This window comes from Caballeronia sp. SBC1, from assembly GCF_011493005.1.
Lineage (GTDB): Bacteria > Pseudomonadota > Gammaproteobacteria > Burkholderiales > Burkholderiaceae > Caballeronia.
This window is the reverse complement of sequence record NZ_CP049156.1, coordinates 3442833-3468143: the sequence shown is the minus strand read 5'-3', so window position 1 is coordinate 3468143 and position 25311 is coordinate 3442833. Positions and strand designations below refer to the sequence as shown.

The following is a 25311-nucleotide window of genomic DNA, read 5'->3' as shown; positions in this document are numbered from 1 at the left end:
TCAAGCCGAATCAAGCCGTTGCGGGTTCGCCACTGTCAGCCTTAATGTCTAACTTAAGGGCTTCGACGTAATCGGACCATGCGTTCATCATTGCCGTTCTTTCCTCGACATAACGGTATTTGTTATAAACGGCGGCAACGGCATTACCCTGTTGATGCGCTAATTGCGTTTCAATCCATTCGGGTTTAAATCCGCGTTCGTGAAGCCGCGTTGACGCCGTGCCGCGAAACCCGTGCGCGCTAAAGCCGAGGGTTTCCGGGCCGTTAAAGCCCATGTTTTCAAGCGCACGATTAACCGTAGTCGCTGACATACATTCAGCGGGGCGGCGCGTGTTACGGAATAGCCAGTCTTTACCGGTCTTTGCCAGCGGCGTGCCCGTGATCGCCCGCAATTCCTTGAGCAGCGCTATCGCGTGATCGGACAACGGGACTACGTGGTCCCCGGCGTTTTTCATTTTCATACGCGCGGCGGGGATAATCCATTGACGCGCTTCTAAATCGAATTCTTTCCAGTCGGCTTGACGCAATTCGCCCGTGCGCACGAAAAAGAGCGCCAGCAATTCAATCATTATCTTGGTGACGCGGTTGCCGCCGTAGCCCGGTAGCGCGGTCAACAGCTTTTTAAATTCGGCTTCGCTAAGCGCTAGATTGTTCTTCACGGGCTGACGCTTGATTATCTTCGCGGCTTTGATGCCGACAATCGGGTTGAACTTAGCGCGCCCGTCGAGCATGGCGTGACTGAATACCGAACTAATCCACATGCGGAGCAAAATCGCGATTGTCGGCGAACCCGTCTTTTTCCGTTCCTCGCCCACGGCTTTAGTGCGCACGGCGACGCCTTTCAGCACGGCGACGATATCCGGGGTTTCGATTGCGTTAACAGGCATAGCGCCGAGCGCGCCGTCCCTGACGTAGCGTTCCATGTAGGCGCGCACTTGCCGGGCGTAATAGACCGACCATGTCTTTTCGTTTTCGTCGATCCATTCCTCGCAAATCGGCCAGAACACTTTCGACTTTTCTTTCTTCACGGCGGCGACCGTCTCGGCCTTCGCCTGTGCGGGGTGCTGCCCGGCGTCTACAAGCTTTTCAGCGGCCCGGCGCGCGTCCTCAGCGTCCTTGATGCTGACGTCAGGAAAGCGCCCGATTGTGTACGTGCAGTCCTTGCCGTCGAGCCGGTATTGCCACTTCCAAGTCTTCGACCCCGCCGTGCTGACGAGCACGAACAGGCGGTTGACGTGCGACAGCTTGTAGGGCTTAGCGCCCGGCTTTGCTGACCTGATATCGGTAAGGCTAAGGGCTGTTGAGGGCATATCGGCTCCGTCCGGTGGATGCTAGTTATGAACCAGCATACCCGGATTTAGCCCCGATTTAGCCCCCGATTTCAAAACGCAACGAAACGCGACGAAACGCTTGTGTACGCTAAATCATTGATTTTTAACGATTCTGCGCAACGGCGAAATACCTAAAAACAGTGATGCCGATAGTCGATCATTAGAAGCATGGTCTGTCTCCGGATCAGAAGTCGCTGTCGAGGCCGTCTTGCACCTGCTCGGCGGCGCGCAGCACGGCCCGCGCCTTGTTCTCCGTCTCCTGCCATTCCGACTCGGGCACCGAATCCGCGACAACACCCGCCGCCGCCTGCACGTACAAATTGCCCTTGTGGATCAGCCCAGTGCGGATCGCGATGGCGAGATCCATCTCGCCCGTGAACGACAGATAACCGCAAGCGCCGCCGTACAGCCCGCGTTTCACCGGTTCCAGTTCGTCGATGATTTCCATCGCCCGTACTTTCGGCGCACCTGACAGCGTGCCGGCGGGGAAGGTAGCGCGCAGCACATCGAAATTGGTCGTGCCGGGTTTCAGCTTGCCTTCCACCGAACTCACAATGTGCTGAACGTGCGAATACTTTTCGATCGCCAGCTTGTCCGTCACCACCACCGACCCCGTCTGCGCAATCCGGCCGACGTCGTTACGCGCCAGATCGATCAGCATCACGTGTTCGGCTACTTCCTTCGGGTCGTTCAGCAGTTCGGTCGCGAGCTCGGCATCGCGTTCCGGCGTGTTGCCGCGCGGCCGGGTGCCGGCCAGCGGACGAATGGTCACAATCCGTTCGTCGCCACGTTTTTCCTGCCGCACCAGAATTTCCGGCGATGCTCCCACCACATGAAACTCGCCGCCGAAGTTGTAGTAATACATATACGGCGATGGATTCAGCGAGCGCAACGCGCGATACAGCGAGAGCGGGTTATCGCGGAATGGCTTGACCAGGCGCTGGCCAACCTGAACTTGCATCAATTCGCCCGCCGCGATGTACTCCTTCGCCTTACGCACAGCGTTCAGGTAATCGTCCTTCGCAAACTCTCGGTACGTCTCCGTACGCACGCTCGCCGACGTCACCGGCGGCTGCACGGTCGTGCGTAAACGCGATCGCAATTCGCGCAGGCGCTGTTTGGCTTTCGTGAACGCTTCGGGCGTGGTCGGGTCGGCGTAGACAATCAGATAAAGCTTGCCGGCGAGGTTATCGATAACCGCCATTTCCTCGGTCAGCAACAATTGGATATCGGGCAGGCCGAGATCGTCGCGCGGAGCCGAATGGGCCAGCTTCTTTTCGATATAACGCACGGCGTCATAACCGAAATACCCGGCCAGACCGCCGCAAAAACGCGGTAGTCCCGGACGCTGCGCAATCTTGAAGCGCTTCTGAAATTCTTCGATAAACGTCAGAGGATCGGCTTGGCTCGTTTCAATGACATTGCCGTCCTTCACCACTTCCGACACGCCGTTCTGTACGCGAATCATGGTGCGGGCCGGCAAGCCGATAAACGAGTAACGCCCGAAGCGCTCGCCACCCACCACCGATTCCAGCAAGAACGAGTTGGCGCCATTCCGCTCGGTTTGAGCCAGCTTGAGATAAAGCGAAAGCGGCGTTTCGAGGTCGGCCAGCGCCTCGGCGATCAGCGGAATGCGGTTGAAACCTTCATTCGCCAGCGATTGGAATTCGAGTTCGGTCATGTTCTGATCCTTTACGTGTCGCTTGTTGGATTGGGCGACATCGAGCACACACTGGGCGCTGCGGACAATTTACCGCACAGCGCGAATCTCGCTCTTGTTTGTGCATCGCCTGATGCTTCAAACGCTGTCCCGATCGTCCGGGCGGTAGCCGTTTGCTAAAACGGCACGGCCGCAAAACGAAATTTGGGCGTAGCGAATGATGCGGGTCAGGCCAGGCATCAAGGTAAAACAAGTTGGCGGGATCGGCGCGCGGTATGCGCAGCGAAACAAAAAACGGTTGCTGAAGGCGAGCTTCAGCGACCCTCGGGAGAGGTTAGCGCGACCAGCGACGCCAGGGCCAGGCTCCCCGGTCGATGCTGCTCAGACTCCGTTTTTTGTTCAGAAACATGAGGATTGAACTAGTCAGTCGATGTTGTCGCGCCGGGTACGGCGGGCGCGGCCATGGTTGCTGCTATTGCCTGTGCGGCGGCTAGCAGGGAAGAAACTATACCATCGGATTTCACCAGGTGCACGGGTTTGCCGTGGTTGTAACCGTAAGGCACCGTAAGCGTCGCCATTCCCGCTGCGCGACCTGCCAGCGCGTCATTCTCCGAATCCCCAATGGCCACAGTTTCGCGCGGGAGCACGTCCAGCCGTTCACAGGCAATGAGCATAGGCGCCGGATCCGGCTTTTTTTGCGGGACGGAGTCCCCACCGAGCACAACCTTGAAGTATTCGGCCAAACCGAATTTCGCCAGCAATTCAACGGCGAACCGGTGCGGCTTGTTCGTCACGCACGCCAGCGGTAAACCGAGATCCCGCAGCGCTTTCAGGCCCTCGGTCACTTCGGGATAGAGGGTGGCGCGTTGTCCGTTGATACGCGCGTACTCGGTCTGATAGATCGCGAGCGCGTCTTCGAACTTCGTGCTTGCTTCCAGCGCTGAAAACCGTACGGCCAGCACGCTGCGGATCAGGTTCTCCGAGCCCTTGCCTATAAAGCCAATGACTTCATCCCGATCGGTGGTCTTCGTGCCAATCCGCGCAAGCATTCCGTTGAGCGCAGCGACGAAATCGTCGGCGGTGTCGATCATTGTCCCGTCGAGGTCAATGATCGCTGCGCGCAGCGTCTTGTTGGTAAACGCCGGAAGCTCCGCCGTGAGTTCGCTCATCGTGCTTCCCCGGTATTCACTTTGGCCAGCTCGGCGCGCATTTGCGCAATCACGTCGTGATAATTGTGGTGGCCGAAAATGGCCGATCCAGCCACGAACGTATCTGCGCCGGCTTCAGCGATTTCCCGGATGTTGTCGATCTTGACGCCGCCATCCACTTCGAGATGAATTTCGCGACCGGTCCGCTCGCAGTATTCGTCGATACGTCGACGCGCTTCGCGCAATTTGTTGAGCGCTTCCGGAATGAACGACTGGCCGCCAAATCCCGGATTCACTGACATGATCAGGACCAGGTCGACCTTGTCCATCACGTGGTCGAGATGATTCAGCGACGTGGCTGGATTAAAAACGAGACCGGCCTTGCAGCCGTGATCGCGGATCAGCGAAAGCGTGCGATCGATATGATCCGAACCTTGCGGGTGAAAGCTGATCACATTAGCGCCGGCTTTCGCGAAATCCGGCACGATACGATCGACAGGGCGGACCATCAGATGCACGTCGATAGGAACATCCGTATGCGGACGCAGCGCCTGACAGACCATGGGGCCGATTGTCAAGTTCGGGACGTAATGGTTGTCCATCACGTCGAAGTGGATCCAGTCAGCGCCAGCGGCGACCACATTGCGGACCTCTTCGCCGAGAATGGCGAAGTCGGCGGACAAAATACTGGGGGACAGGCGAAATTGCGTCATGACGTCGGCCGGTTGCGAGCGGAAAATGCATTTTACAGCGTGACGACCTTTTTGACCGCTGACCGAATGGCCTACGTCCCGTCCTGCGGCCTTCCGCGGCTGTTTCCAGCGCTCTACAAAGCCCTTGCGCGCAGTGGCGTTCGGTTGCGGGTACCGGCTGCATCAAGCAGAATGCGTCACCTGACGTTCACGCAAATTCGCGCAACCCGCGCCGGACCTCTGTCCTTAAGGGGGTTAGGGGTTAGAACCCGCGCAGCACATTTTTGAATTGGAAAAGCGATGAGCCAGTATGAATTCAGCGTTTCCGTCCAGACGCAGTATCTTCCTGAACAATCGGATCCGGACGCCCGCCAGTTTGCATTCGCCTACACCCTAACCATCCGGAATACCGGGCAGGTCGCGGCACAACTGATCTCGCGCCACTGGATCATCACCGACAGCGACGACGTGGTTCAGGAAGTAAAGGGGCTTGGCGTAGTGGGCAACCAGCCATTGCTGCCGCCGGGCGAGAAATTCGAATACACGAGCTGGGCCGTCATTGCGACGCCCGTTGGCACCATGCGTGGTTCGTATTTTTGCGTAGCCGAAGATGGCGAGCGTTTCGAGGCGCCAATTGCCGAGTTCTCGTTGCACATGCCGCGTACGCTTCATTGACCGGCAGCGCTGAAGGACGTGCCATCATGGTGCTTGCTTGCGTTTCTTCTAGCGCCTGTTTTTCTTCTTGCCCGAAGCCGTCCACACGACGATAAAGATCAGCAGAAGCAGCGCCAAGAGGGACTCGAGCGCAAAAATAAGCATTGGGTATTCGTCGAATAGATCAGACATGGCGGTTCTCATCAAGAACGAACATTGTATGCGTTTCACCCGCTCGCTCGCCGGATTGGCGGGTTGGGCGGCGTCGATCACAGCTGCCGTCCTCCTCGCTTCGTGCGGTGGTGGCGGCATCAAGTCTGGCTATCTTGCGCCGCCGACCGGTGCGCCGATCATCACGGGACAGCGCGCGGCTAACCGCCTGACTGCGGTGAGCTGGCAGCAGGTGCCTGGCTGGCAGGATGATTCGCTGCTCGGCGCAACTGCCGCGATGCGCCAGAACTGCAGCCGTCTCGCGCAGCAGCCCGCGTGGCGCCGGGCGTGCGCGGCGGCACAACGGCTCGACGATCTCGACATGAACGCCGCCCGCGAATTTTTCGAGGCGTATTTCACACCGTTCCAGCTGGCGAACACCGACGGCACGCTCGACGGTCTAGTGACCGGTTACTACGAGCCGTTGTTGCGCGGTTCGCGCACGCGTCACGGGCCTTATCAATACGCGTTGTATCGATGGCCGTATCGATTCAAACCTGGCACCGCGCTACCTACGCGCGCCCAGCTTGAAAGTTCGGGCGTGTTGATCGGCAACGAACTGGTGTGGGTCGACGATCCTATTGAAGCGTTCTTCCTGCAGATCCAGGGCTCCGGACAAGTCGTGATGGAAGATGGCACCACCATGCGCGTCGGGTTTGGCGGGACCAACAACCAGCCATATAAATCGATCGGGCGTGAGTTGCTGGATCGGCGTGAACTCACGCCTGCACAGGCCACGATGCAAGGTATCAAGGCGTGGGCGAAAGCGAATCCGTCACGTGTTGATGCGTTGCTCGACGTCAATCCGCGTTTTGTGTTCTTCCGCGAGATGCCGGGCACCGAAACGCTGGCGGCTGGCGTGGGAACCGGGCCGGTGGGTGCGCTGGGTGTTCCGCTTACGCCTGAACGTTCGATAGCCGTCGATCCGTCCTCCATCCCGCTCGGCACGCCGGTTTTCTTGCAGACCACTCGCCCGTTGAGCAATGCGCCGATGAACCGGCTGGTCTTCGCCCAGGACACCGGCAGCGCGATCAAGGGAGGCGTGCGCGCGGATTACTTCTGGGGTCTGGGCGACGATGCAGGGGATCTCGCCGGCCGGATGAAGCAGGCTGGCAGGATGTGGCTGCTGCTGCCGAATTCGTAGGCGCGTGGTTTAGAGATGTTGATTGGCCGGATAGAGAGGGCGTTCTCGATTGAGGCCGCCGCTCTGTTCATAAGCGCCGGCTTTGACCGGCTTACTCAATCAACTCGCTGCTTTCCGCCGGTCAATCACGCGCCGCGCCTTTCCAACCGACCTCTCAATACCGTTCACCCCCAGTACCTGAACCACTGCACTGACACCGATCAAAGCCTTGATGTCGTAAGCGAGCGCGGCTTTAGCCTGATCGAGAACACCCGTATCCGGGGCGGTTTCAGGACAAGGTTCTACATTCAAAGTGAGCACATCAAGCGGACCTTCTTTCGTCAGCACGATCTGGTAATGCGGCGCGAGCGCGTGCTGCTTGAGCAACAGCTCTTCAATTTGCGTTGGAAATACATTCACGCCGCGCACGATCATCATGTCGTCCGAACGCCCCGTGATTTTTTCCATCCGACGCATCGTTCGCGCGCTGCCCGGCAAAAGCCGGGTGAGATCGCGAGTCCGGTAGCGGACAATAGGCAGCGCCTCCTTGGTCAGCGAAGTGAATACGAGTTCGCCCAGTTCGCCGTCTGGCAAGACCTCGCCGGTCTCAGGATCAATGATCTCAGGATAGAAATGATCTTCCCAGATCGTTGGACCGTCCTTCGTCTCGACACACTCCGACGCCACTCCCGGTCCCATCACTTCCGATAGTCCGTATATATCGACAGCGTCGATGCCCATCCGCTTCTCGATAGCCGTGCGCATGTCGTTGGTCCACGGCTCCGCACCAAAGATGCCAATCCGCAGCGAGCAACCGGCAGGATGAACGCCCTGTCGCTCGAGTTCGTCGGCGATCGAAAGCATGTAGCTGGGCGTCACCATGATGATGTCCGGACGAAAATCCTGGATCAGTTGCACTTGCTTTTCGGTCTGGCCGCCGCCGAACGGGATCACGGTCAAACCCGCGCGCTCGGCGCCGTAGTGAGCGCCGAGGCCACCGGTGAAAAGGCCATAGCCGTAGCTGACGTGCACTTTGTCGCCGCGCCGTGCGCCCGCTGCCCGAATGGAACGCGCAACAAGATTTGCCCAGGTGTCGATATCCTTGGCCGTGTAGCCGACCACGGTGGGCTTACCTGTTGTCCCCGACGACGCGTGGATTCGCGAAATCCGGTCATGCGGAACGGCGAACATGCCGTACGGATAGTTATCGCGGAGATCCTTCTTTGTCGTGAACGGAAAACGCGCCAAGTCGGCCAGGGTTTTCACGTCACCAGGATGCACGCCCGCTTCGTCGAACTTGCGGCGATACACCGGCGAGTTTTCATACGCATGGGCGAGTGACCACTTGAGGCGTTCGAGCTGCAACGCCGTTAGTTCGTCGCGGCTGGCCGTCTCGATCGGGTCCAGCGGAAGCGGGTTGTTCATCGAATGTCTCCTTCTTGATCGTCGATCAATCGCCCGAATCGAGTTCGTATGGGCGCTGTGTTTTGTAGAGTGGGTCAGGATTCCACGGGAACCAGATTGCCCTTTATCTGCGACGACTTGCCGCGGAACATCGCGACCGTTTCGCCTTCACGGTTCGTGACGCGAATGTCGTAGATGCCGGTTCGCCCCGTCAGTGATTGTTCGAGGGCTTCTGCCGACAAGCGATCGCCGCCCTTCACCGCACGCAGAAATTCAATGGAACAGCCTGCCGCGACCGTATTGATGTTGTGCGAGTTACAGGCGAACGCGAACGTGGAGTCGGCCAGCGTGAAAATGAGTCCGCCATGGCAGATGCCGTGACCGTTCAGAAAGTCGTCACGGACGTTCATTTGCATGCTCGCGTACCCCGGACGAACTTCCTTGAGCTCGAGGCCGAGTGCGCGGCTGCATGCATCCGCTTCGTACATGGCTTGCGCAGTCGCGTTGGCGAGTTCTTCAGGCGTCATTTGTGCGTTCTCTCGGAGTTTTCTGATCGAATTTCAGAGGCCGTCGAAGCGGGGTGCACGTTTTTCCTTGAAGGCGGCGACGCCCTCGGCATAGTCGTGCGAGTCACCCAGTTCGCGTTGAATGTCGCGCTCCAGATCGAGTTGCTGATCGAGCGTGTTGTTCGCGGCAGCACGGATAGCATGCTTTATTGCTGCGATAGCCTTAGCGGGCTGCTGTGCGAGTTGCGTGGCAAGCTTCAGTGCAACGCTCTGCAATTGCTCATCGTCGACTAGTTTCCAGGCCAGTCCCCACGCTTCAGCTTGCTCGGCGCCCAGCTTGTCGCCCGTCAGCGCGAGGCCCAGCGCCCGTGCTTCACCTACGCGCCGCGGCAAGAGCCACGTGCCGCCGGAATCCGGAACCAGACCAATCTTCACAAAAGCCTGGACGAAACTCGCTGAACGCGCAGCTACGATCAGGTCGCACGCCATGGCGAGATTTGCACCAGCGCCGGCCGCTATACCGTTGACTGCAGCAATCACGGGCAATGGCAATGCCTGCAGCCGGCGCACTAGCGGGTTGAAATACTCGTCGATCAGCGCGCCGAGATTGGTCATCGCCCCGGGTGTGAAGTCAAGATCCGCGAGATCCTGACCCGCGCAAAAACCGCGGCCCGCGCCGGTAATCACCAATGCGCGTGCTTGGCTTTCTTCGACCTGATCGAGCGCTTTGCTCAACTCTTCATGCATCGTTCGCGTGAAGCTGTTCAGCTTGTCGGGACGATTCAGCGTCAGTGTGGCGACGTGAGTACTGGCGTCGATATGGATGATGATTGAATTGCCGTTGGCGGACATGGTGTCTCCTTGCTCGCTATATTGTGCAAATACGCATGCCTTCGATACTAGCCGTGCCCGACGCCGCGTGCCATTCGACCGAATGGTCTATGTCCTGACGCGGCGTTGCGAGCCGGGCACCTATGCCGTTTGGCTAGCTGTTGCCGGTACGGTCTTGGGCGCAACATGCACTCTGCTTTGAACAACGCGGAAGCGATTCGCGACGTACGCAGCGTCGGACAATGCCGCGTTAGCTGCAGGATTGGCACCAGTGCCGTGGAAGTCCGAGTACGCCGCTGTCTGGTTGACGAACACGCCACCGGTCAGATTGATCGAGAGCGCGACACCGCCACGAATCGCTGCTTCGTAGGCTGCGTCGACCACTGCATCGTCTGTGCTGTACACGGAGAATGTGAGCGCACCGTGTTCCGCAGCAATGGATCCTGCGAGATCGAGAGACTGCGCTGTCGAGTCCGTCGCTATGACAAACGAGATCGGGCCGAACCACTCTTGCGTGAATTTGGCGGCGTCGGTGCGAACGTCCAGTTTCAACATCAGGGGAGAGCGCACATGGGCATCGGGGAACGCGGGATGAGCGAGCGATTGGCTATCTGTCAGGACTTCGCCCAGTTTCTGGGCGTCGGCAATGCGTGCCATCACGCCGCCATTCTGAATCGCACCCGTCAGTTCGACTGCGCGAGCCGGATCCGAGACCAGCTTTTCGACGGCAGCCGCGAGCGCCTTCGCGACGTCATCGAAGCTCATGTGGCCGTCGCTTGTGTGGATGCCCCCGCGTGGGACATAGATGTTTTGCGGCGCCGTGCACATTTGGCCAGAGTACAGCGCCAGCGAGAATGCAATGTTGCTGGCAACCGCTTTGAGGTTATCGACGGAATCGATCACGATCTGATTCACACCGGCCTTCTCCGTGTAGACCTGCGCCTGATGCGCATGGCGCTCGAGCCAATTGCCGTTTTGCGTGCTGCCGGTGAAATCGATCAGCTTGATTTCGGGACGCAGCGCGAGATCTTGAACGAGGGGGCCATCGTTCGCTTCGGTCGCAAGCAGCGTGACCACGTTCGGGTCGAATCCGGCTTCGCGCAAAACGTCGCGAGCGATGCGTACTGTAATTGCCAGCGGCAGGATGGCGCCCGGATGCGGCTTGACGATGACTGTGTTGCCCGTTGCCAGATCGGCGAACATTCCCGGATAGCCGTTCCAGGTGGGGAATGTGCAGCAACCGAGCACAAGACCCGTGCCGCGCGGCACGATGGTGAAACGCTTGTACATCGCGAGCGGGGGATTCTTGCCTTGGGGCTTTTCCCAATAAGCGTTGGCGGGAATTCGGCGCAGCTCATCCCACGCATAGGCCACTGCTTCGAGCGCGCGATCCTGTGCATGCGGACCGCCTGCCTGAAAGGCCATCATGAAAGCTTGCCCGGTCGTGTGCATGACGCTGTAGCCGATCTCGAAACTCGCCTTGTTCAGCCGGGTCAGTATGTCGAGGCTTACACCTGCCCACGCATCGGGACCGGCCGCGCGCCACTGGCTTTGAGCCGCCCCGGATGCCGCCAGCAGCGTGTCGACGTCCGCTTTCGGATAACGAATGCCGAGCGCGAGCCCAAAGGGCGAGCGCTCATTGCCAACCGTCTCGCCGGTTGTCGGCTGATCCAGATCGAACGTCCTGTTCAGGTGTCCTTTGAAGGCGGCCTCGCCATCCGAACTAGCCGTTTCACCGTACACTTTGGGACTCGGCATTTCGGGAAACGGGCTCCAGTAGCCACGTGTTGCAATGGCGGCGAGCGCTTGATTAAGCGTCGCTTCGTGCTTCGTGAATAGCGGATGTGTCATGGCGGCAAGAGAAGAGTGACGGTGATGGACGCTTGATCAATTAATTGACCGACCGGTTGGTTTGTGAATGTTAGCATTTTCGAGACGCGTGCGCGAAGCGTTTTCGCGCGAGTTCACATAGGAGGAATGAATGGCTTACGAGAATCTATTGACCGAAGTCCGCGGACGAGTTGGCTTGATCACGTTGAACCGCCCTAAGGCGCTCAACGCGCTAAACGATGCCCTGATGGATGAGCTCGGCGTCGCGCTGAAGCAATTCGATGCCGACGAGAACATCGGCGCGATTGTGCTGACCGGCAGCGAAAAAGCGTTCGCAGCGGGGGCAGACATTGGCATGATGGCCGGCTACTCCTATATGGACACGTTCAAAGGCGACTACATCACGCGCAACTGGGAAACGGTGCGCACTATTCGCAAGCCAATCATTGCCGCAGTGTCAGGCTTCGCCCTGGGTGGTGGCTGCGAGCTGGCCATGATGTGCGACATCATCATTGCCGCCGATACCGCCAAGTTCGGTCAACCCGAAATCAAGCTTGGTGTGATTCCCGGTGCCGGCGGCACGCAGCGCCTGCCGCGCGCAGTGTCGAAGGCGAAGGCAATGGACATGTGTCTGACCGCGCGCATGATGGGGGCCGAGGAGGCAGAGCGAGCAGGCTTGGTATCCCGCGTTGTGCCTGCGGCAAGCTTATTAGACGAAGCAATGGAAGCCGCATCGACAATCGCAAGCTTCTCGCTGCCTGCGGTAATGATGGCGAAGGAGTCCGTTAATCGCGCATATGAATCGACGTTGGCAGAGGGGGTTCACTTTGAACGGCGGATGTTCCATTCGCTCTTTGCCACCGAGGATCAAAAGGAAGGGATGGCTGCGTTTATCGAGAAGCGGAAGCCTGTCTTCAAGCATCGTTGAAATTCTTTTTGCGAAGCCCTTGCGCGAGTGCGAAACGGGCACTAGAATTCCGTTCCTTCGCTTCACGATGAGGCGAAGGGAAGTGAGAAAGTGCAGTAGGCGTGTCGCTTAAGAGGATGCCGCAGAGCCAAGCAGGACGGGCTTCGCAGGGAATCGGAAAGTCGGGGTTGAGTAAAAAACCTGTTGACGAAAAGCGAAACGCAGGACATAATCTCGTTTCTGTGCTGCTGATGCAGCAACGCGAAAGCGGCAGGGTTCTGAAGGTTGGGATCTTGTGGTTGGCGCGAATGTTCTTTAAAAACTAACAGCCGATAAGTGTGGGCGCTTGGTGCTTGGCTTTAAGCGTGGTGGTGTTTTCCGGGGTTTCTCGGGAGATGCTGCCGTGAAGCGAAAGTATCAAGTCTCACACTAGTATTAAGGTAGGTTTTGAGCGTCTTTCGGGCAACTGGAAGATGGGAGGAACTTGTCAGTACGTTGAGTGAGCGACCTATTCGCAAGAATAGAAAACAGTAACAGGCATTGAACTGAAGAGTTTGATCCTGGCTCAGATTGAACGCTGGCGGCATGCCTTACACATGCAAGTCGAACGGCAGCACGGGGGCAACCCTGGTGGCGAGTGGCGAACGGGTGAGTAATACATCGGAACGTGTCCTGTAGTGGGGGATAGCCCGGCGAAAGCCGGATTAATACCGCATACGATCTACGGAAGAAAGCGGGGGATCCTTCGGGACCTCGCGCTATAGGGGCGGCCGATGGCAGATTAGCTAGTTGGTGGGGTAAAGGCCTACCAAGGCGACGATCTGTAGCTGGTCTGAGAGGACGACCAGCCACACTGGGACTGAGACACGGCCCAGACTCCTACGGGAGGCAGCAGTGGGGAATTTTGGACAATGGGGGAAACCCTGATCCAGCAATGCCGCGTGTGTGAAGAAGGCCTTCGGGTTGTAAAGCACTTTTGTCCGGAAAGAAAACTTCTGCCCTAATACGGCGGGAGGATGACGGTACCGGAAGAATAAGCACCGGCTAACTACGTGCCAGCAGCCGCGGTAATACGTAGGGTGCGAGCGTTAATCGGAATTACTGGGCGTAAAGCGTGCGCAGGCGGTTCGTTAAGACAGATGTGAAATCCCCGGGCTTAACCTGGGAACTGCATTTGTGACTGGCGAGCTAGAGTATGGCAGAGGGGGGTAGAATTCCACGTGTAGCAGTGAAATGCGTAGAGATGTGGAGGAATACCGATGGCGAAGGCAGCCCCCTGGGCCAATACTGACGCTCATGCACGAAAGCGTGGGGAGCAAACAGGATTAGATACCCTGGTAGTCCACGCCCTAAACGATGTCAACTAGTTGTTGGGTCTTCATTGACTTAGTAACGTAGCTAACGCGTGAAGTTGACCGCCTGGGGAGTACGGTCGCAAGATTAAAACTCAAAGGAATTGACGGGGACCCGCACAAGCGGTGGATGATGTGGATTAATTCGATGCAACGCGAAAAACCTTACCTACCCTTGACATGGTCGGAACCCTGCTGAAAGGTGGGGGTGCTCGAAAGAGAACCGATACACAGGTGCTGCATGGCTGTCGTCAGCTCGTGTCGTGAGATGTTGGGTTAAGTCCCGCAACGAGCGCAACCCTTGTCCTTAGTTGCTACGCAAGAGCACTCTAAGGAGACTGCCGGTGACAAACCGGAGGAAGGTGGGGATGACGTCAAGTCCTCATGGCCCTTATGGGTAGGGCTTCACACGTCATACAATGGTCGGAACAGAGGGCTGCCAACCCGTGAGGGGGAGCTAATCCCAGAAAACCGATCGTAGTCCGGATCGTAGTCTGCAACTCGACTACGTGAAGCTGGAATCGCTAGTAATCGCGGATCAGCATGCCGCGGTGAATACGTTCCCGGGTCTTGTACACACCGCCCGTCACACCATGGGAGTGGGTTTTACCAGAAGTGGCTAGTCTAACCGCAAGGAGGACGGTCACCACGGTAGGATTCATGACTGGGGTGAAGTCGTAACAAGGTAGCCGTATCGGAAGGTGCGGCTGGATCACCTCCTTTCTCGAGCTCAAACGTTTTGAAGTGAAGTGCTAAAGCGCTCACGCTTATCGGCTGTAAGAAGACAGGCTAAGGGTCTGTAGCTCAGTTGGTTAGAGCACCGTCTTGATAAGGCGGGGGTCGTTGGTTCGAATCCAACCAGACCCACCATGATTCGCTTGAAGGTGGCTCACGAGAAGTGAATCACATTCAATAGAATTTACGGACCCTCAAGCATCAAGGTACGGGGGGATTAGCTCAGCTGGGAGAGCACCTGCTTTGCAAGCAGGGGGTCGTCGGTTCGATCCCGTCATCCTCCACCAATCATCAATGCCAAGCACTCTTAAATGAAGAGTGATTTGCATTGGCGATTGAGCCAGTCAGTAAAATCATTTAAGGCATAGCGCTTTAGGTGATGCTGTCGTTCTTTAACAATCTGGAAGAAGTAGTAAAGAGATTCACGAAAGCATACTTAGAGATGGGTGTGCGAGTAGGTGAATCAGGGTTGTGATTGTATCAATGTATGAAAAGGTGATCGAAAGATTGCTTTGGAATACGGCGCAACACGAATACTCAACCTATAGCGGGGTGAAAGAGGTTTCATCCGCATTGAACTTCGGTTCGGTGTAGAGAAAAACGCTCGGAGACACACTCGTTATAGGGTCAAGCGAACAAGTGCATGTGGTGGATGCCTTGGCGATCACAGGCGATGAAGGACGCGGTAGCCTGCGAAAAGCGACGGGGAGCTGGCAAACGAGCTTTGATCCGTCGATGTCCGAATGGGGAAACCCACTCCGAATGGAGTATCCATAGCTGAATCCATAGGCTATGAGAAGCGAACGCGGTGAACTGAAACATCTAAGTAACCGCAGGAAAAGAAATCAACCGAGATTCCCAAAGTAGTGGCGAGCGAAATGGGATCAGCCTGTACTCTTTAGCACGACCGTTAGCCGAACACTCTGGAAAGTGTGGCCATAGCAGGTGATAGCCCTGTAGGCGAAAGCGGATGTGTGGAACTAGGTGTACGACAAGTAGGGCGGGACACGTGAAATCCTGTCTGAAGATGGGGGGACCATCCTCCAAGGCTAAATACTCGTGATCGACCGATAGTGAACCAGTACCGTGAGGGAAAGGCGAAAAGAACCCCGGGAGGGGAGTGAAATAGATCCTGAAACCGCATGCATACAAACAGTCGGAGCCTTGAAAGGGGTGACGGCGTACCTTTTGTATAATGGGTCAGCGACTTACGTTCAGTAGCAAGGTTAACTGATTAAGGCAGCCGTAGCGAAAGCGAGTCCGAATAGGGCGTTCAGTTGCTGGGCGTAGACCCGAAACCAAGTGATCTATCCATGGCCAGGTTGAAGGTGCGGTAACACGTACTGGAGGACCGAACCCACTAATGTTGAAAAATTAGGGGATGAGCTGTGGATAGGGGTGAAAGGCTAAACAAACTTGGAAATAGCTGGTTCTCTCCGAAAACTATTTAGGTAGTGCCTCGTGTATCACCTTCGGGGGTAGAGCACTGTCATGGTTGTGGGGTCCATTGCGGATTACTACGCCATAGCAAACTCCGAATACCGAAGAGTGCAATCACGGGAGACAGACATCGGGTGCTAACGTCCGGTGTCAAGAGGGAAACAACCCAGACCGCCAGCTAAGGTCCCCAAATATTGCTAAGTGGGAAACGAAGTGGGAAGGCTAAAACAGTCAGGAGGTTGGCTTAGAAGCAGCCACCCTTTAAAGAAAGCGTAATAGCTCACTGATCGAGTCGTCCTGCGCGGAAGATGTAACGGGGCTAAGCAATATACCGAAGCTGCGGATGCGAGATTTATCTCGCATGGTAGGAGAGCGTTCCGTAAGCCTGTGAAGGTGCATTGAAAAGTGTGCTGGAGGTATCGGAAGTGCGAATGCTGACATGAGTAGCGATAAAGGGGGTGAAAAGCCCCCTCGCCGTAAGCCCAAGGTTTCCTACGCAACGTTCATCGGCGTAGGGTGAGTCGGCCCCTAAGGCGAGGCAGAAATGCGTAGCTGATGGGAAGCAGGTTAATATTCCTGCACCATTGTTAAATGCGATGGGGGGACGGATCGCGGAAGGTTGTCCGGGTGTTGGAAGTCCCGGTCCTTGTATTGGAGAAGGCGCTTAGGCAAATCCGGGCGCGGAATTCAAGGGTACGAGGCCATTCGCTTAGGCGAAGAAGCAATCGGAAGTGGTTCCAAGAAAAGCCTCTAAGCTTCAGTTTAACAAGACCGTACCGCAAACCGACACAGGTGGGCGAGATGAGTATTCTAAGGCGCTTGAGAGAACTCGGGAGAAGGAACTCGGCAAATTGGTACCGTAACTTCGGGATAAGGTACGCCCCTGTAGCTTGATGCGCCTGCGCGCAAAGGGTGAAGGGGTTGCAATAAACTGGTGGCTGCGACTGTTTAATAAAAACACAGCACTCTGCAAACACGAAAGTGGACGTATAGGGTGTGACGCCTGCCCGGTGCCGGAAGATTAAATGATGGGGTGCAAGCTCTTGATTGAAGTCCCGGTAAACGGCGGCCGTAACTATAACGGTCCTAAGGTAGCGAAATTCCTTGTCGGGTAAGTTCCGACCTGCACGAATGGCGTAACGATGGCCACACTGTCTCCTCCCGAGACTCAGCGAAGTTGAAGTGTTTGTGATGATGCAATCTCCCCGCGGCTAGACGGAAAGACCCCATGAACCTTTACTGTAGCTTTGCATTGGACTTTGAACCGATCTGTGTAGGATAGGTGGGAGGCTATGAAACCGGAACGCTAGTTTCGGTGGAGCCGTCCTTGAAATACCACCCTGGTTTGTTTGAGGTTCTAACCTTGGTCCGTGATCCGGATCGGGGACAGTGCATGGTAGGCAGTTTGACTGGGGCGGTCTCCTCCCAAAGTGTAACGGAGGAGTACGAAGGTACGCTAGGTACGGTCGGAAATCGTGCTGATAGTGCAATGGCATAAGCGTGCTTAACTGCGAGACCGACAAGTCGAGCAGGTGCGAAAGCAGGTCATAGTGATCCGGTGGTTCTGTATGGAAGGGCCATCGCTCAACGGATAAAAGGTACTCTGGGGATAACAGGCTGATACCGCCCAAGAGTTCATATCGACGGCGGTGTTTGGCACCTCGATGTCGGCTCATCTCATCCTGGGGCTGTAGCCGGTCCCAAGGGTATGGCTGTTCGCCATTTAAAGAGGTACGTGAGCTGGGTTTAAAACGTCGTGAGACAGTTTGGTCCCTATCTGCCGTGGGCGTTGGATATTTGAAGGGGGCTGCTCCTAGTACGAGAGGACCGGAGTGGACGAACCTCTGGTGTACCGGTTGTCACGCCAGTGGCATCGCCGGGTAGCTATGTTCGGAAGAGATAACCGCTGAAAGCATCTAAGCGGGAAACTCGCCTTGAGATGAGATATCCCTGGAGCTTCGAGCTCCTTGAAGGGTCGTTCTAGACCAGGACGTTGATAGGTCAGGTGTGGAAGTGCAGTAATGCATTAAGCTAACTGATACTAATTGCCCGTAAGGCTTGATCCTATAACCAGTGTGTGTCGGCAGCCGTTAGTGCTTCAGCACTTATGGATGCCCCATCCTGCGCAACGCGCAGGGTCTTAAGTACACGCCTAGGTTGAGATCAGTGTTGTGCCAACAAACACAACCCCAAGCTTCACCAGTAATAACGAGGCGTGCGGCGCGTAAAACCCCCCATGCACTCGACTACTTCTTCCCCAGATTGGTTGTGATGGCCTTAACCCCCACCACAACACCCCCTTATGCCTGATGACCATAGCGAGTTGGTACCACCCCTTCCCATCCCGAACAGGACCGTGAAACGACTCCACGCCAATGATAGTGCGGATACCCGTGTGAAAGTAGGTAATCGTCAGGCTCCTCATTCGCTGCAACACACCGCAGCTCGCAGAAACCCCACCCCCCAAAGGTGGGGTTTTTGCGTTTCGGGCCCCCCGTTCTCATACTCCGCAAGCCATGCGACAACACACCGGCTTATGCATTCGCCAATACTCGATACAGCAACGTATGCACTCGCACGCCTGCAGACTAGCGAGGTGCGCTGACTTCGGTACATACACACGGCCGATTTGCTGCGGTTCAACAAGGGCACGCTCTGCGTGAACCAAATCAAATCACTCTCGATCAGGCAGCGAAGCAAAGCGTCCCCTTAAACGCTAGATCGATAGCCAAAATACTACCCATTGCTACAAACAAAATGCGCCCACTTCAACAAAGTGGACGCATCGGCGTTAAACACGATTTAACTCATTCAGCGCGTCCCTTGATCCTCTCCGGCAGCCAGAAACTTTTCTGCAAGCCGCACCCAATATGTTGATCCAACGGATAACAGCGCGTCGTTGAAATCATAGCTTGCGTTGTGAAGCGTGCAAGGCCCCAGTCCGTGTCCAGTTTCACGATGTGACCCTTCGCCATTCCCCAAAAACGCATAGCAGCCCGGCTTCTCGAGCAGCATGAAGGCGAAGTCCTCGGCACCCATCGTAGGCTCGACGGACGCATTGACGTTCTCCTTTCCCACCACTTCCGCCATCACCGAAGCCGCGAAGCGAGTCTGCTCAGCGTCGTTAATCGTGGGCGGATAGTTGCGATGAAAGTCGATGGAAACATCGCACTCGTACGCAGCCGCGGTCGCCTCCGCAATCGCCCGCATCCGGCGCTCGATCAAATCGAGTGTCTCGACAGTAAATGTTCGCACCGTGCCACCGAGCCAGGCGTCATCGGGGACAACATTCGAGGTATCTCCAGCATGGATCTGCGTGATCGACAGGACGGCAGTGTCGATGGGCTTCTTGCTTCGAGTAATGATCCCCTGCAGCCCATTGGCAATCTGAACTGCCGTGAAAACAGGGTCGTGTCCGCTGTGCGGTAACGCTGCGTGCGACCCAACGCCCTTGATATTGATGCGGAATTCATTGCTCGATGCCATGATCGGGCCTGGCGTGACCCCGAAGTGGCCTGCGGGCATGCCCGGCCAATTGTGGATGCCGAACACGGCATCGACGGGAAATTGTTCGAACAGGCCGTCCTCGATCATCGCCTTGGCGCCCGCTCCACCTTCCTCGGCCGGCTGGAAGATGAATACGATCGTGCCGTCGAACTTACCGTGCTCAGCCAGATGTTTCGCCGCCCCCAGCAACATGGCGGTATGGCCATCGTGTCCGCACGCATGCATGCGTCCTTCGTTCTGCGAGCGATGTCCGAACGTGTTGATTTCGGCGATCGGCAATGCGTCCATGTCGGCGCGTAGACCCACATATCGCTTACCCGAACCGCGTTTCAACACCCCGACAACCCCGGTTTTCCCCATGCCACGATGTACTTCCAGGCCCCATCGTTCGAGATTCTCGGCGACAAGCTTTGCCGTGCCGACTTCTTCATAACGCAACTCGGGATGCGCGTGGATCGTTCGTCGCAGCGCTTTGATTTCCTCATGCGACGCTTCGATTTCTGGAATCAGATTCATGAAACAGGCCTCTGTCTGAAAAAATAACGTTGCGCGTGTTTTCGTCCGCGTCGATCGCACCATTCTACGCCCGCGATTATTTATCGAGGCGCGAGACGGTGAGGTCGGCCAATCGTAATAAAATCGTGTTATCTGTGCACTTTTTGCACTGCTTTTTGCACATTCCCACGGATATCCGCATGAACGCTCCCGCCGAATTCGCTCGTGCTGTCTGTCCGCACGATTGTCCCGACACCTGTGCGATGCGCGTCACTGTGAAGGACGGCCGCGCCATCAAGGTGACTGGCGACCCCGATCATCCACCGACGCAAGGCGTGCTTTGCACGAAGGTGTCGCGCTATGCCGAACGAACTCACCATCGGGATCGCTTGCTCACGCCAATGCGTCGAGTTGGTCCGAAGGGGGAGGGTCGGTTCGAAGCGGTGAGCTGGGATGAAGCGCTGACATTTGCTGCTGAGCGCCTGAATGAAATCGCGGTCCGCGCGCCCGAAGCCATTTTGCCTTACAGCTACGCCGGCACGATGGGTTTGGTGCAAGGCGAGAGCATCGCCGCGCGCTTCTTCAATGTGCTCGGCGCGTCGCGTCTGGACCGCACAATCTGCGCTGCCGCTGGCGCCGCGGGTTTGCGTTACACGTATGGCGGAAGTCTCGGCATGCACACCGAGTATTTCGAGGAAAGCGAATTGATCCTGATCTGGGGATCGAATTCGATCGCATCGAATCTGCACTTCTGGACGCGCGCGCAGGAAGCCAAGCGCCGCGGCGCGCGGTTGATTGCCATCGATCCTTATCGCTCGCTGACGGCTGAAAAATGCCATCAGCATATTGCGTTGAAACCAGGCACGGACGGGGCGCTGGCGCTCGGCATGATGAACGTGATGATCGGTGAAGGGCTGATCGATCAGGACTACATTGACGCCTACACGCTCGGCTTCGATCAACTCAAGGCACGTGCCGAAGCGTACCCGCCGGCGCGTGCTGCGGAAATTTGCGGAATCGAAGAACAGGTCGTGATCGATCTCGCGCGGGCTTTCGGATCGACGAAAAAAGCTTCGATACGCCTGAACTACGGCATGCAGCGCGTGCGAGGCGGTGGCAACGCGGTTCGCGCGATCGCCTGTCTGCCTTCGCTCACGGGCGCATGGCGCGAGCGGTCGGGGGGCTTGCTGCTGTCGTCGTCGAGTTGGGCGCCGGTGGACGTCAACGCGCTCGAACGGCCGGACTTGTTGCCGGGATGGCCGTCGAACCTGCCGCGCATGGTGAACATGAATGCTATTGGCGACGCGTTGCTGCACCCTGGGGACGCCAGCTTCGGCCCGAAAGTCGAAGCGCTGATCGTCTACAACTCGAACCCTGTTGCAGTCGCACCGGATTCGGCGAAGGTCGCGGCAGGGTTTGCGCGTGAGGATCTATTCACCATCGTGCTGGAGCATTTCCAGACCGATACCGCCGATTACGCCGACCTCATCTTGCCGGCAACCACGCAGCTAGAGCATCTCGATGCCCACAAGTCATACGGCCATACGCACGTGATGGCGAACTTGCCCGCTATCGCTCCCGTGGGTGAGTCGCGGGCAAACACGGAGATTTTTCGCGGCTTGGCCAAGGCAATGGGGCTGACGCATCCGGCGCTATTCGAAAGCGATGAAGAGATTGCATCGAAGGCATTCCGCTGGGACGATCCCGCGCTCGCCGGCGTGACTTGGGACACGCTGAAGACAAAAGGCTGGGGGCAACTCAAGCTGGCGGAGGCGCCGTTCGCCGAGGGAGGTTTCCACACGCCATCGGGGAAATGCGAATTTTTCAGTGAACGGTTGCAACGTGCAGGGCTTGAACCGGTGCCCGATTATCTGCCGCCGTACGAATCGGCTGAGTACGCGCCAGCACTCGCCGCGCGTTATCCGCTTGCGATGATCTCGCCGCCGGCACGGAATTTCCTCAACAGCAGCTTCGTCAACGTGGACAGCCTGCGATCGACGGAGGGTGAACCGCATCTCGACATGCATCCCGTCGATGCCCACGCGCGTCAGATCACCGAAGGCGAACTGGTCCGCGTCTTCAACGATCGCGGTTCGATGCAGGCGCGTGTGCGGGTCACCGATCGCGCGCGTGAAGGCGTAGTAGTGGGGTTGTCGGTATGGTGGAAGAAACTCGCACCGGATGGCTGCAATGCCAATCAGGTGACAAGCCAGGCGCTGACCGATCTGGGCGGGTCCGCGACATTTTATGACTGTCTCGTGGAGGTCGAGGCGGCTTCCTGAGTTGGCAGAATCCGTTGGCAAAATGAGTTGAGCACAATTGCGTGGAAACTGGCAGGCGTATGGGGAAGCACGGGCCGGTGAGATTGGAAGCTGGCGTCTAACCCGGTTGTCGGAATGCGATCGAGCGGCTACGATGCGCTACGGACAATTTTCGCACGACCATTCTAAAATCATACAAAGGAGACGCCGTATGGAAAAAATTTGGCTGAAGTCCTATCCGGCAGGCGTGCCCGACGAAATCGATGCGACTCAGTACAATTCGCTTTCCGACCTGCTGGAAGAAAGTTTTCGCGAACATCGCAGCAAACGCGCGTTTGTCTGCATGGGCAAGGCGATTACGTACGGTGAACTCGACACGCTGTCCAGTCGGCTAGCCGCGTGGTTCCAGTCGCGTGGCTTGAAGACCGGTGCGCGTGTCGCGATCATGATGCCGAACGTATTGCAGTACCCGGTGGCGATTGCCGCCATTCTGCGCGCGGGTTATGTCGTCGTGAACGTGAATCCGCTTTATACGCCGCGTGAACTCGAGCATCAGTTGAGGGATTCAGGAGCCGAGGCCATCGTCGTGCTCGAGAACTTCGCGCATACCGTGCAGGCCGTCGTGAAAAACACGGCGATCAAGCACGTCGTGGTCGCGTCGATGGGCGACCTGATGGGCGCGAAAGGCGTGATCGTCAACTTCGTCGTGCGGCGTGTGAAGAAATTGGTGCCGGCGTGGAGTCTCCCTGGTCATGTGAGTTTCAACGCAGCCCTTCGACAAGGTGCGCGCGAAACGCTCAAACCCATCAAGCAAGGTCCTGACGACATCGCTTTTCTCCAGTACACCGGCGGTACGACAGGGGTCGCGAAGGGCGCGATGCTGCTGCATCGGAACCTGATTGCGAATGTCTTGCAGTCCGAAGTCTGGCTCGAACCCGGACGCAAGATCCGGCCGGACATCGATCAATTCGTGACCGTCGTGGCGTTGCCGCTTTATCACATCTTCGCGCTGACCGTTTGCGGCTTCCTGACCCTGCGCACTGGCGGCATGGGCATCCTGATTCCGAACCCGCGCGATATCCCGGGCACGATCAAGGAGCTGAAAGGTTTCCAGATCAACACGTTTCCGGCCGTGAACACCTTGTACAACGCGCTGCTGAACAATCCGGAATTCGCCAAGCTCGATTTTTCCAAGTTGATCGCGGCGAACGGTGGTGGCATGGCTGTGCAGGAAGCCGTGGCGAAGCGATGGTTCGAAACAACGGGTTCGCCGATCATCGAAGGTTATGGGTTATCCGAAACATCTCCGTGCGTGACGTGCAATCCGGTAACCGCTACCGAATACACCGGCACGATCGGTTTGCCGTTCCCCTCCACCGAACTCGCCATTCGCGACGACGACAACAACGACATGCCGCTCGGCCAGCCCGGTGAGATCTGCATTCGCGGCCCACAGGTGATGGCAGGCTACTGGAACCGTCCTGACGAGACGGCGAAAGTGATGACCCCCGACGGCTTCTTCAAGTCGGGTGACGTAGGCATCATGGACGAACGCGGATACGTGAAGATTGTGGACCGCAAGAAGGACATGATCCTGGTGTCGGGCTTCAACGTGTATCCGAACGAGATCGAGGATGTAGTGGCGAAGCTTCCGGGCGTCTTCGAAGTGGCGGCTGTCGGCGTGAAGGATGCAACCTCGGGCGAAGCGGTCAAACTGTTTGTCGTTCGCCGCGATCCGCATCTGACTGAAGCCGATGTGATGGCCTTCTGTAAGGAGAGGTTGACGGGCTACAAGCGGCCGCGCGTGATCGAGTTCCGGACGGAGTTGCCCAAGAGTAATGTAGGCAAGATACTGCGCAGAGAGTTGCGCGACGGCAACGCCTGAGCACGATTCAGCCGTCAAAGAGGGAAATAAATAGCAGGCCTTCGCATCGCAAGATGCGGAGGCTTTTTTTCGGCACAAGCCCGGAAACCGGCTCGATCCAGTCCGGAATCAGCGCGAAAAAAAGGCGCCCGGAGGCGCCTTTCAAGACAACTGGTTTATTACGACTTATTAGAACTTGTGACGGATGCCGACAACAGCAGCAACCTGGTTCGACGTCGACGACGCCGACAGGCCGTTGATGTCTGCAACAGCGGCATGGCCGGTCGAATCCGTACCCAACGCGTGTTGATAGATGCCGTCGATGTACAGGTCGGTACGCTTGGACAGGAAGTAGTCCGCGCCAATGACGCCTTGGTGATACTTCGCGTCGTTCACGCCGTAGCCCTTCGTGTAGTCGTATGCAGCGCCCAGCAACAGAGCCGGCGTCAGCTGATACTTGAAGTTCAGTTCGGCGTTGTGGAACTTGGCGTTGCCGTTCAGGCCTTGCGGGTTCAGCCCCGTGCCTGCCGTCTGTCCCAGATCCTTGAACTGCGTGTTGCTGTACGTTGCGCCGACAGTTGCCGGGCCGAACGTGTAAGCACCGGCAGCGGTGATCACTTGCTGCGTCTTAGCCGATGCGTAGCCCGAGTACACCGTCGAACCAGTCATGTTCGAAGCCGTTGCGCTCGACGTCGAGTTGTTGCCGAAGAACGAGAAGTTCGGGTTCTTGACGTTGAAGTAACCTGCGCCCAATGCCAACGGACCTTGCGCGTAGCCAACACCAGCCGAGAAAATCTGGTTGCGGTTGAATTGACCAGCAACGCCGCCCAGGCTGTACAAGCCGCCGAACGTAAGACCGTTGTAGTTGTTGCTTGCGTACTTGATCGAATTGTTGGTGCGATTCGAGTTGTTCATGTTGTCCAGGTCGCCCGGGTGAGCAGCGTAGTACGACGCCCACTGGCTACCCACTTCGAACGCGCCGGTGTAGTCAACCACGGAGTCGTATTGACGACCAAGGGTAACCGTACCGAACTGGCTCGACAGGCCAACGTAAGCTTGACGGCCAAATTCGTCACCGCCTTGACCCAGCTTGCCGGTGAACGCGTTGAAACCGTTTTCCAACACGAACAGTGCCTTCAGGCCACCGCCCAGATCTTCCGTACCACGCAGGCCCCAACGATCGCCTTGCAGGTTGCCGGCGCTCGTTTCATAGAGCTTGTTACCACCGATGTTGTTGGCGTAGGCGAAACCTGCATCAACAATACCGTACAGCGTCACGCTGCTCTGAGCATGCGCGGCACCTGCGAATGTACCCAGCGCAGCCAGAGCGAGAAGCGACTTTTTCATTGATGATCTCCAGAG

At 57.2% G+C, this 25311-nt stretch carries 16 protein-coding genes, 2 tRNA genes, 3 rRNA genes and 1 pseudogene; 10 read left to right on the top strand and 12 right to left on the bottom strand.

Translation table 11 applies throughout. The annotated features are described in order from the left end of the window. Positions 1-10 precede the first annotated feature (10 nt). From SBC1_RS15380 to rpe, 5 genes and pseudogenes are all read right to left on the bottom strand, one after another. Positions 11-1027, bottom strand: coding sequence for a site-specific integrase (locus SBC1_RS15380; protein ID WP_243830240.1), 1017 nt, complete (start codon positions 1025-1027; stop codon positions 11-13). Between the two features lie 72 nt (positions 1028-1099). After that, positions 1100-1309: pseudogene (locus tag SBC1_RS40595) on the bottom strand (Arm DNA-binding domain-containing protein); the annotation flags it as partial. 205 nt (positions 1310-1514) lie between these two features. Beyond that, the gene (trpE, locus tag SBC1_RS15375; protein WP_158937729.1) at positions 1515-3011 is read right to left on the bottom strand and encodes an anthranilate synthase component I; all 1497 of its coding nucleotides are present in this window, start codon (positions 3009-3011) and stop codon (positions 1515-1517) included. 398 nt (positions 3012-3409) lie between these two features. After that, the gene (locus SBC1_RS15370; RefSeq protein WP_165988407.1) at positions 3410-4159 is read right to left on the bottom strand and encodes a phosphoglycolate phosphatase; all 750 of its coding nucleotides are present in this window, start codon (positions 4157-4159) and stop codon (positions 3410-3412) included. Beyond that, entirely contained in the window at positions 4156-4851 is a 696-nt protein-coding gene (gene rpe / locus SBC1_RS15365; RefSeq protein ID WP_165092621.1) for a ribulose-phosphate 3-epimerase, read from the bottom strand. The genes SBC1_RS15370 and rpe overlap by 4 nt, the downstream gene beginning before the upstream one ends. Before the next feature lie 279 nt (positions 4852-5130). Here rpe and apaG point away from each other — a divergent pair, with 279 nt between their 5' ends. Then, positions 5131-5505 (top strand): Co2+/Mg2+ efflux protein ApaG, encoded by a 375-nt coding sequence (apaG, locus tag SBC1_RS15360; RefSeq protein WP_165092620.1) that lies wholly within the window; start codon positions 5131-5133, stop codon positions 5503-5505. Positions 5506-5553: 48 nt separating this feature from the next. On the opposite strand, the gene SBC1_RS40405 is transcribed toward apaG, so the two are convergent. Beyond that, complete coding sequence (locus tag SBC1_RS40405) at positions 5554-5676, bottom strand: hypothetical protein (protein WP_255540185.1); 123 nt, start codon at positions 5674-5676, stop codon at positions 5554-5556. On the opposite strand from SBC1_RS40405, the gene SBC1_RS15355 reads away from it, so the two are divergent. Next, positions 5675-6838: a murein transglycosylase A gene (locus SBC1_RS15355; protein ID WP_165092619.1), complete on the top strand. Its 1164-nt coding sequence runs from the start codon at positions 5675-5677 to the stop codon at positions 6836-6838. The genes SBC1_RS40405 and SBC1_RS15355 overlap by 2 nt on opposite strands. Positions 6839-6937: 99 nt before the next feature. Here SBC1_RS15355 and paaK read toward each other — a convergent pair whose 3' ends face one another. The 4 genes from paaK to paaN all read right to left on the bottom strand — a co-directional run bounded on the left by paaK (position 6938) and on the right by paaN (position 11409). Then, positions 6938-8242 (bottom strand): phenylacetate--CoA ligase PaaK, encoded by a 1305-nt coding sequence (gene paaK, locus SBC1_RS15350; protein ID WP_165988406.1) that lies wholly within the window; start codon positions 8240-8242, stop codon positions 6938-6940. Between the two features lie 74 nt (positions 8243-8316). Beyond that, the gene (gene paaI, locus SBC1_RS15345; protein WP_165092617.1) at positions 8317-8748 is read right to left on the bottom strand and encodes a hydroxyphenylacetyl-CoA thioesterase PaaI; all 432 of its coding nucleotides are present in this window, start codon (positions 8746-8748) and stop codon (positions 8317-8319) included. Between the two features lie 33 nt (positions 8749-8781). Then, positions 8782-9579 (bottom strand): 2-(1,2-epoxy-1,2-dihydrophenyl)acetyl-CoA isomerase PaaG, encoded by a 798-nt coding sequence (paaG, locus tag SBC1_RS15340; RefSeq protein ID WP_165092616.1) that lies wholly within the window; start codon positions 9577-9579, stop codon positions 8782-8784. A gap of 120 nt (positions 9580-9699) precedes the next feature. Next, on the bottom strand, positions 9700-11409 hold the full coding sequence (paaN, locus tag SBC1_RS15335; protein ID WP_165988404.1) for a phenylacetic acid degradation protein PaaN: 1710 nt from the start codon (positions 11407-11409) through the stop codon (positions 9700-9702). A 130-nt stretch (positions 11410-11539) separates the two neighbouring features. On the opposite strand from paaN, the gene SBC1_RS15330 reads away from it, so the two are divergent. The 6 genes from SBC1_RS15330 to rrf all read left to right on the top strand — a co-directional run bounded on the left by SBC1_RS15330 (position 11540) and on the right by rrf (position 18240). Continuing rightward, positions 11540-12316 (top strand): enoyl-CoA hydratase, encoded by a 777-nt coding sequence (locus SBC1_RS15330; RefSeq protein ID WP_165092614.1) that lies wholly within the window; start codon positions 11540-11542, stop codon positions 12314-12316. 521 nt (positions 12317-12837) lie between these two features. Next, positions 12838-14370, top strand: a 16S ribosomal RNA gene (locus SBC1_RS15325). Between the two features lie 70 nt (positions 14371-14440). Beyond that, a tRNA-Ile gene (locus SBC1_RS15320) sits at positions 14441-14517 on the top strand. A gap of 76 nt (positions 14518-14593) precedes the next feature. Further along, positions 14594-14669 (top strand) — tRNA-Ala (locus SBC1_RS15315). Between the two features lie 338 nt (positions 14670-15007). Next, positions 15008-17888 (top strand): 23S ribosomal RNA (locus tag SBC1_RS15310). A 239-nt stretch (positions 17889-18127) separates the two neighbouring features. Beyond that, positions 18128-18240, top strand: a 5S ribosomal RNA gene (gene rrf / locus SBC1_RS15305). The 16S, 23S and 5S rRNA genes sit together here with 2 tRNA genes alongside, the layout of an rRNA operon. A gap of 393 nt (positions 18241-18633) precedes the next feature. Here the strand turns inward: rrf and SBC1_RS15300 are convergent. Next, positions 18634-19845 carry a M20 aminoacylase family protein gene (locus SBC1_RS15300; protein WP_165092613.1) on the bottom strand — a complete coding sequence of 404 codons (1212 nt, stop codon included), beginning with the start codon at positions 19843-19845 and terminating at the stop codon, positions 18634-18636. A 179-nt stretch (positions 19846-20024) separates the two neighbouring features. On the opposite strand from SBC1_RS15300, the gene SBC1_RS15295 reads away from it, so the two are divergent. Continuing rightward, positions 20025-22106: a molybdopterin-dependent oxidoreductase gene (locus SBC1_RS15295; protein WP_165988402.1), complete on the top strand. Its 2082-nt coding sequence runs from the start codon at positions 20025-20027 to the stop codon at positions 22104-22106. A gap of 190 nt (positions 22107-22296) precedes the next feature. Continuing rightward, complete coding sequence (locus tag SBC1_RS15290) at positions 22297-23970, top strand: long-chain fatty acid--CoA ligase (RefSeq protein WP_165092611.1); 1674 nt, start codon at positions 22297-22299, stop codon at positions 23968-23970. Between the two features lie 168 nt (positions 23971-24138). Here the strand turns inward: SBC1_RS15290 and SBC1_RS15285 are convergent, their stop codons facing one another. Further along, the gene (locus SBC1_RS15285) at positions 24139-25296 is read right to left on the bottom strand and encodes a porin (protein WP_165092610.1); all 1158 of its coding nucleotides are present in this window, start codon (positions 25294-25296) and stop codon (positions 24139-24141) included. Between the last annotated feature and the right edge of the window lie 15 nt (positions 25297-25311).

What these genes read in the sequence shown, in the direction of transcription:
- SBC1_RS15370 (WP_165988407.1), bottom strand. Translation starts at nt 4,159, where the DNA reads ATGAGCGAACTCACGGCGGAGCTTCCGGCGTTTACCAACAAGACGCTG.
- SBC1_RS15285 (WP_165092610.1), bottom strand. Translation starts at nt 25,296, where the DNA reads ATGAAAAAGTCGCTTCTCGCTCTGGCTGCGCTGGGTACATTCGCAGGT.
- paaG (WP_165092616.1), bottom strand. Translation starts at nt 9,579, where the DNA reads ATGTCCGCCAACGGCAATTCAATCATCATCCATATCGACGCCAGTACT.
- rpe (WP_165092621.1), bottom strand. Translation starts at nt 4,851, where the DNA reads ATGACGCAATTTCGCCTGTCCCCCAGTATTTTGTCCGCCGACTTCGCC.
- paaN (WP_165988404.1), bottom strand. Translation starts at nt 11,409, where the DNA reads ATGACACATCCGCTATTCACGAAGCACGAAGCGACGCTTAATCAAGCG.
- SBC1_RS40405 (WP_255540185.1), bottom strand. Translation starts at nt 5,676, where the DNA reads ATGTCTGATCTATTCGACGAATACCCAATGCTTATTTTTGCGCTCGAG.
- SBC1_RS15290 (WP_165092611.1), top strand. Translation starts at nt 22,297, where the DNA reads ATGGAAAAAATTTGGCTGAAGTCCTATCCGGCAGGCGTGCCCGACGAA.
- SBC1_RS15355 (WP_165092619.1), top strand. Translation starts at nt 5,675, where the DNA reads ATGGCGGTTCTCATCAAGAACGAACATTGTATGCGTTTCACCCGCTCG.
- trpE (WP_158937729.1), bottom strand. Translation starts at nt 3,011, where the DNA reads ATGACCGAACTCGAATTCCAATCGCTGGCGAATGAAGGTTTCAACCGC.
- SBC1_RS15300 (WP_165092613.1), bottom strand. Translation starts at nt 19,845, where the DNA reads ATGAATCTGATTCCAGAAATCGAAGCGTCGCATGAGGAAATCAAAGCG.
- apaG (WP_165092620.1), top strand. Translation starts at nt 5,131, where the DNA reads ATGAGCCAGTATGAATTCAGCGTTTCCGTCCAGACGCAGTATCTTCCT.
- SBC1_RS15295 (WP_165988402.1), top strand. Translation starts at nt 20,025, where the DNA reads ATGAACGCTCCCGCCGAATTCGCTCGTGCTGTCTGTCCGCACGATTGT.
- paaI (WP_165092617.1), bottom strand. Translation starts at nt 8,748, where the DNA reads ATGACGCCTGAAGAACTCGCCAACGCGACTGCGCAAGCCATGTACGAA.
- paaK (WP_165988406.1), bottom strand. Translation starts at nt 8,242, where the DNA reads ATGAACAACCCGCTTCCGCTGGACCCGATCGAGACGGCCAGCCGCGAC.
- SBC1_RS15330 (WP_165092614.1), top strand. Translation starts at nt 11,540, where the DNA reads ATGGCTTACGAGAATCTATTGACCGAAGTCCGCGGACGAGTTGGCTTG.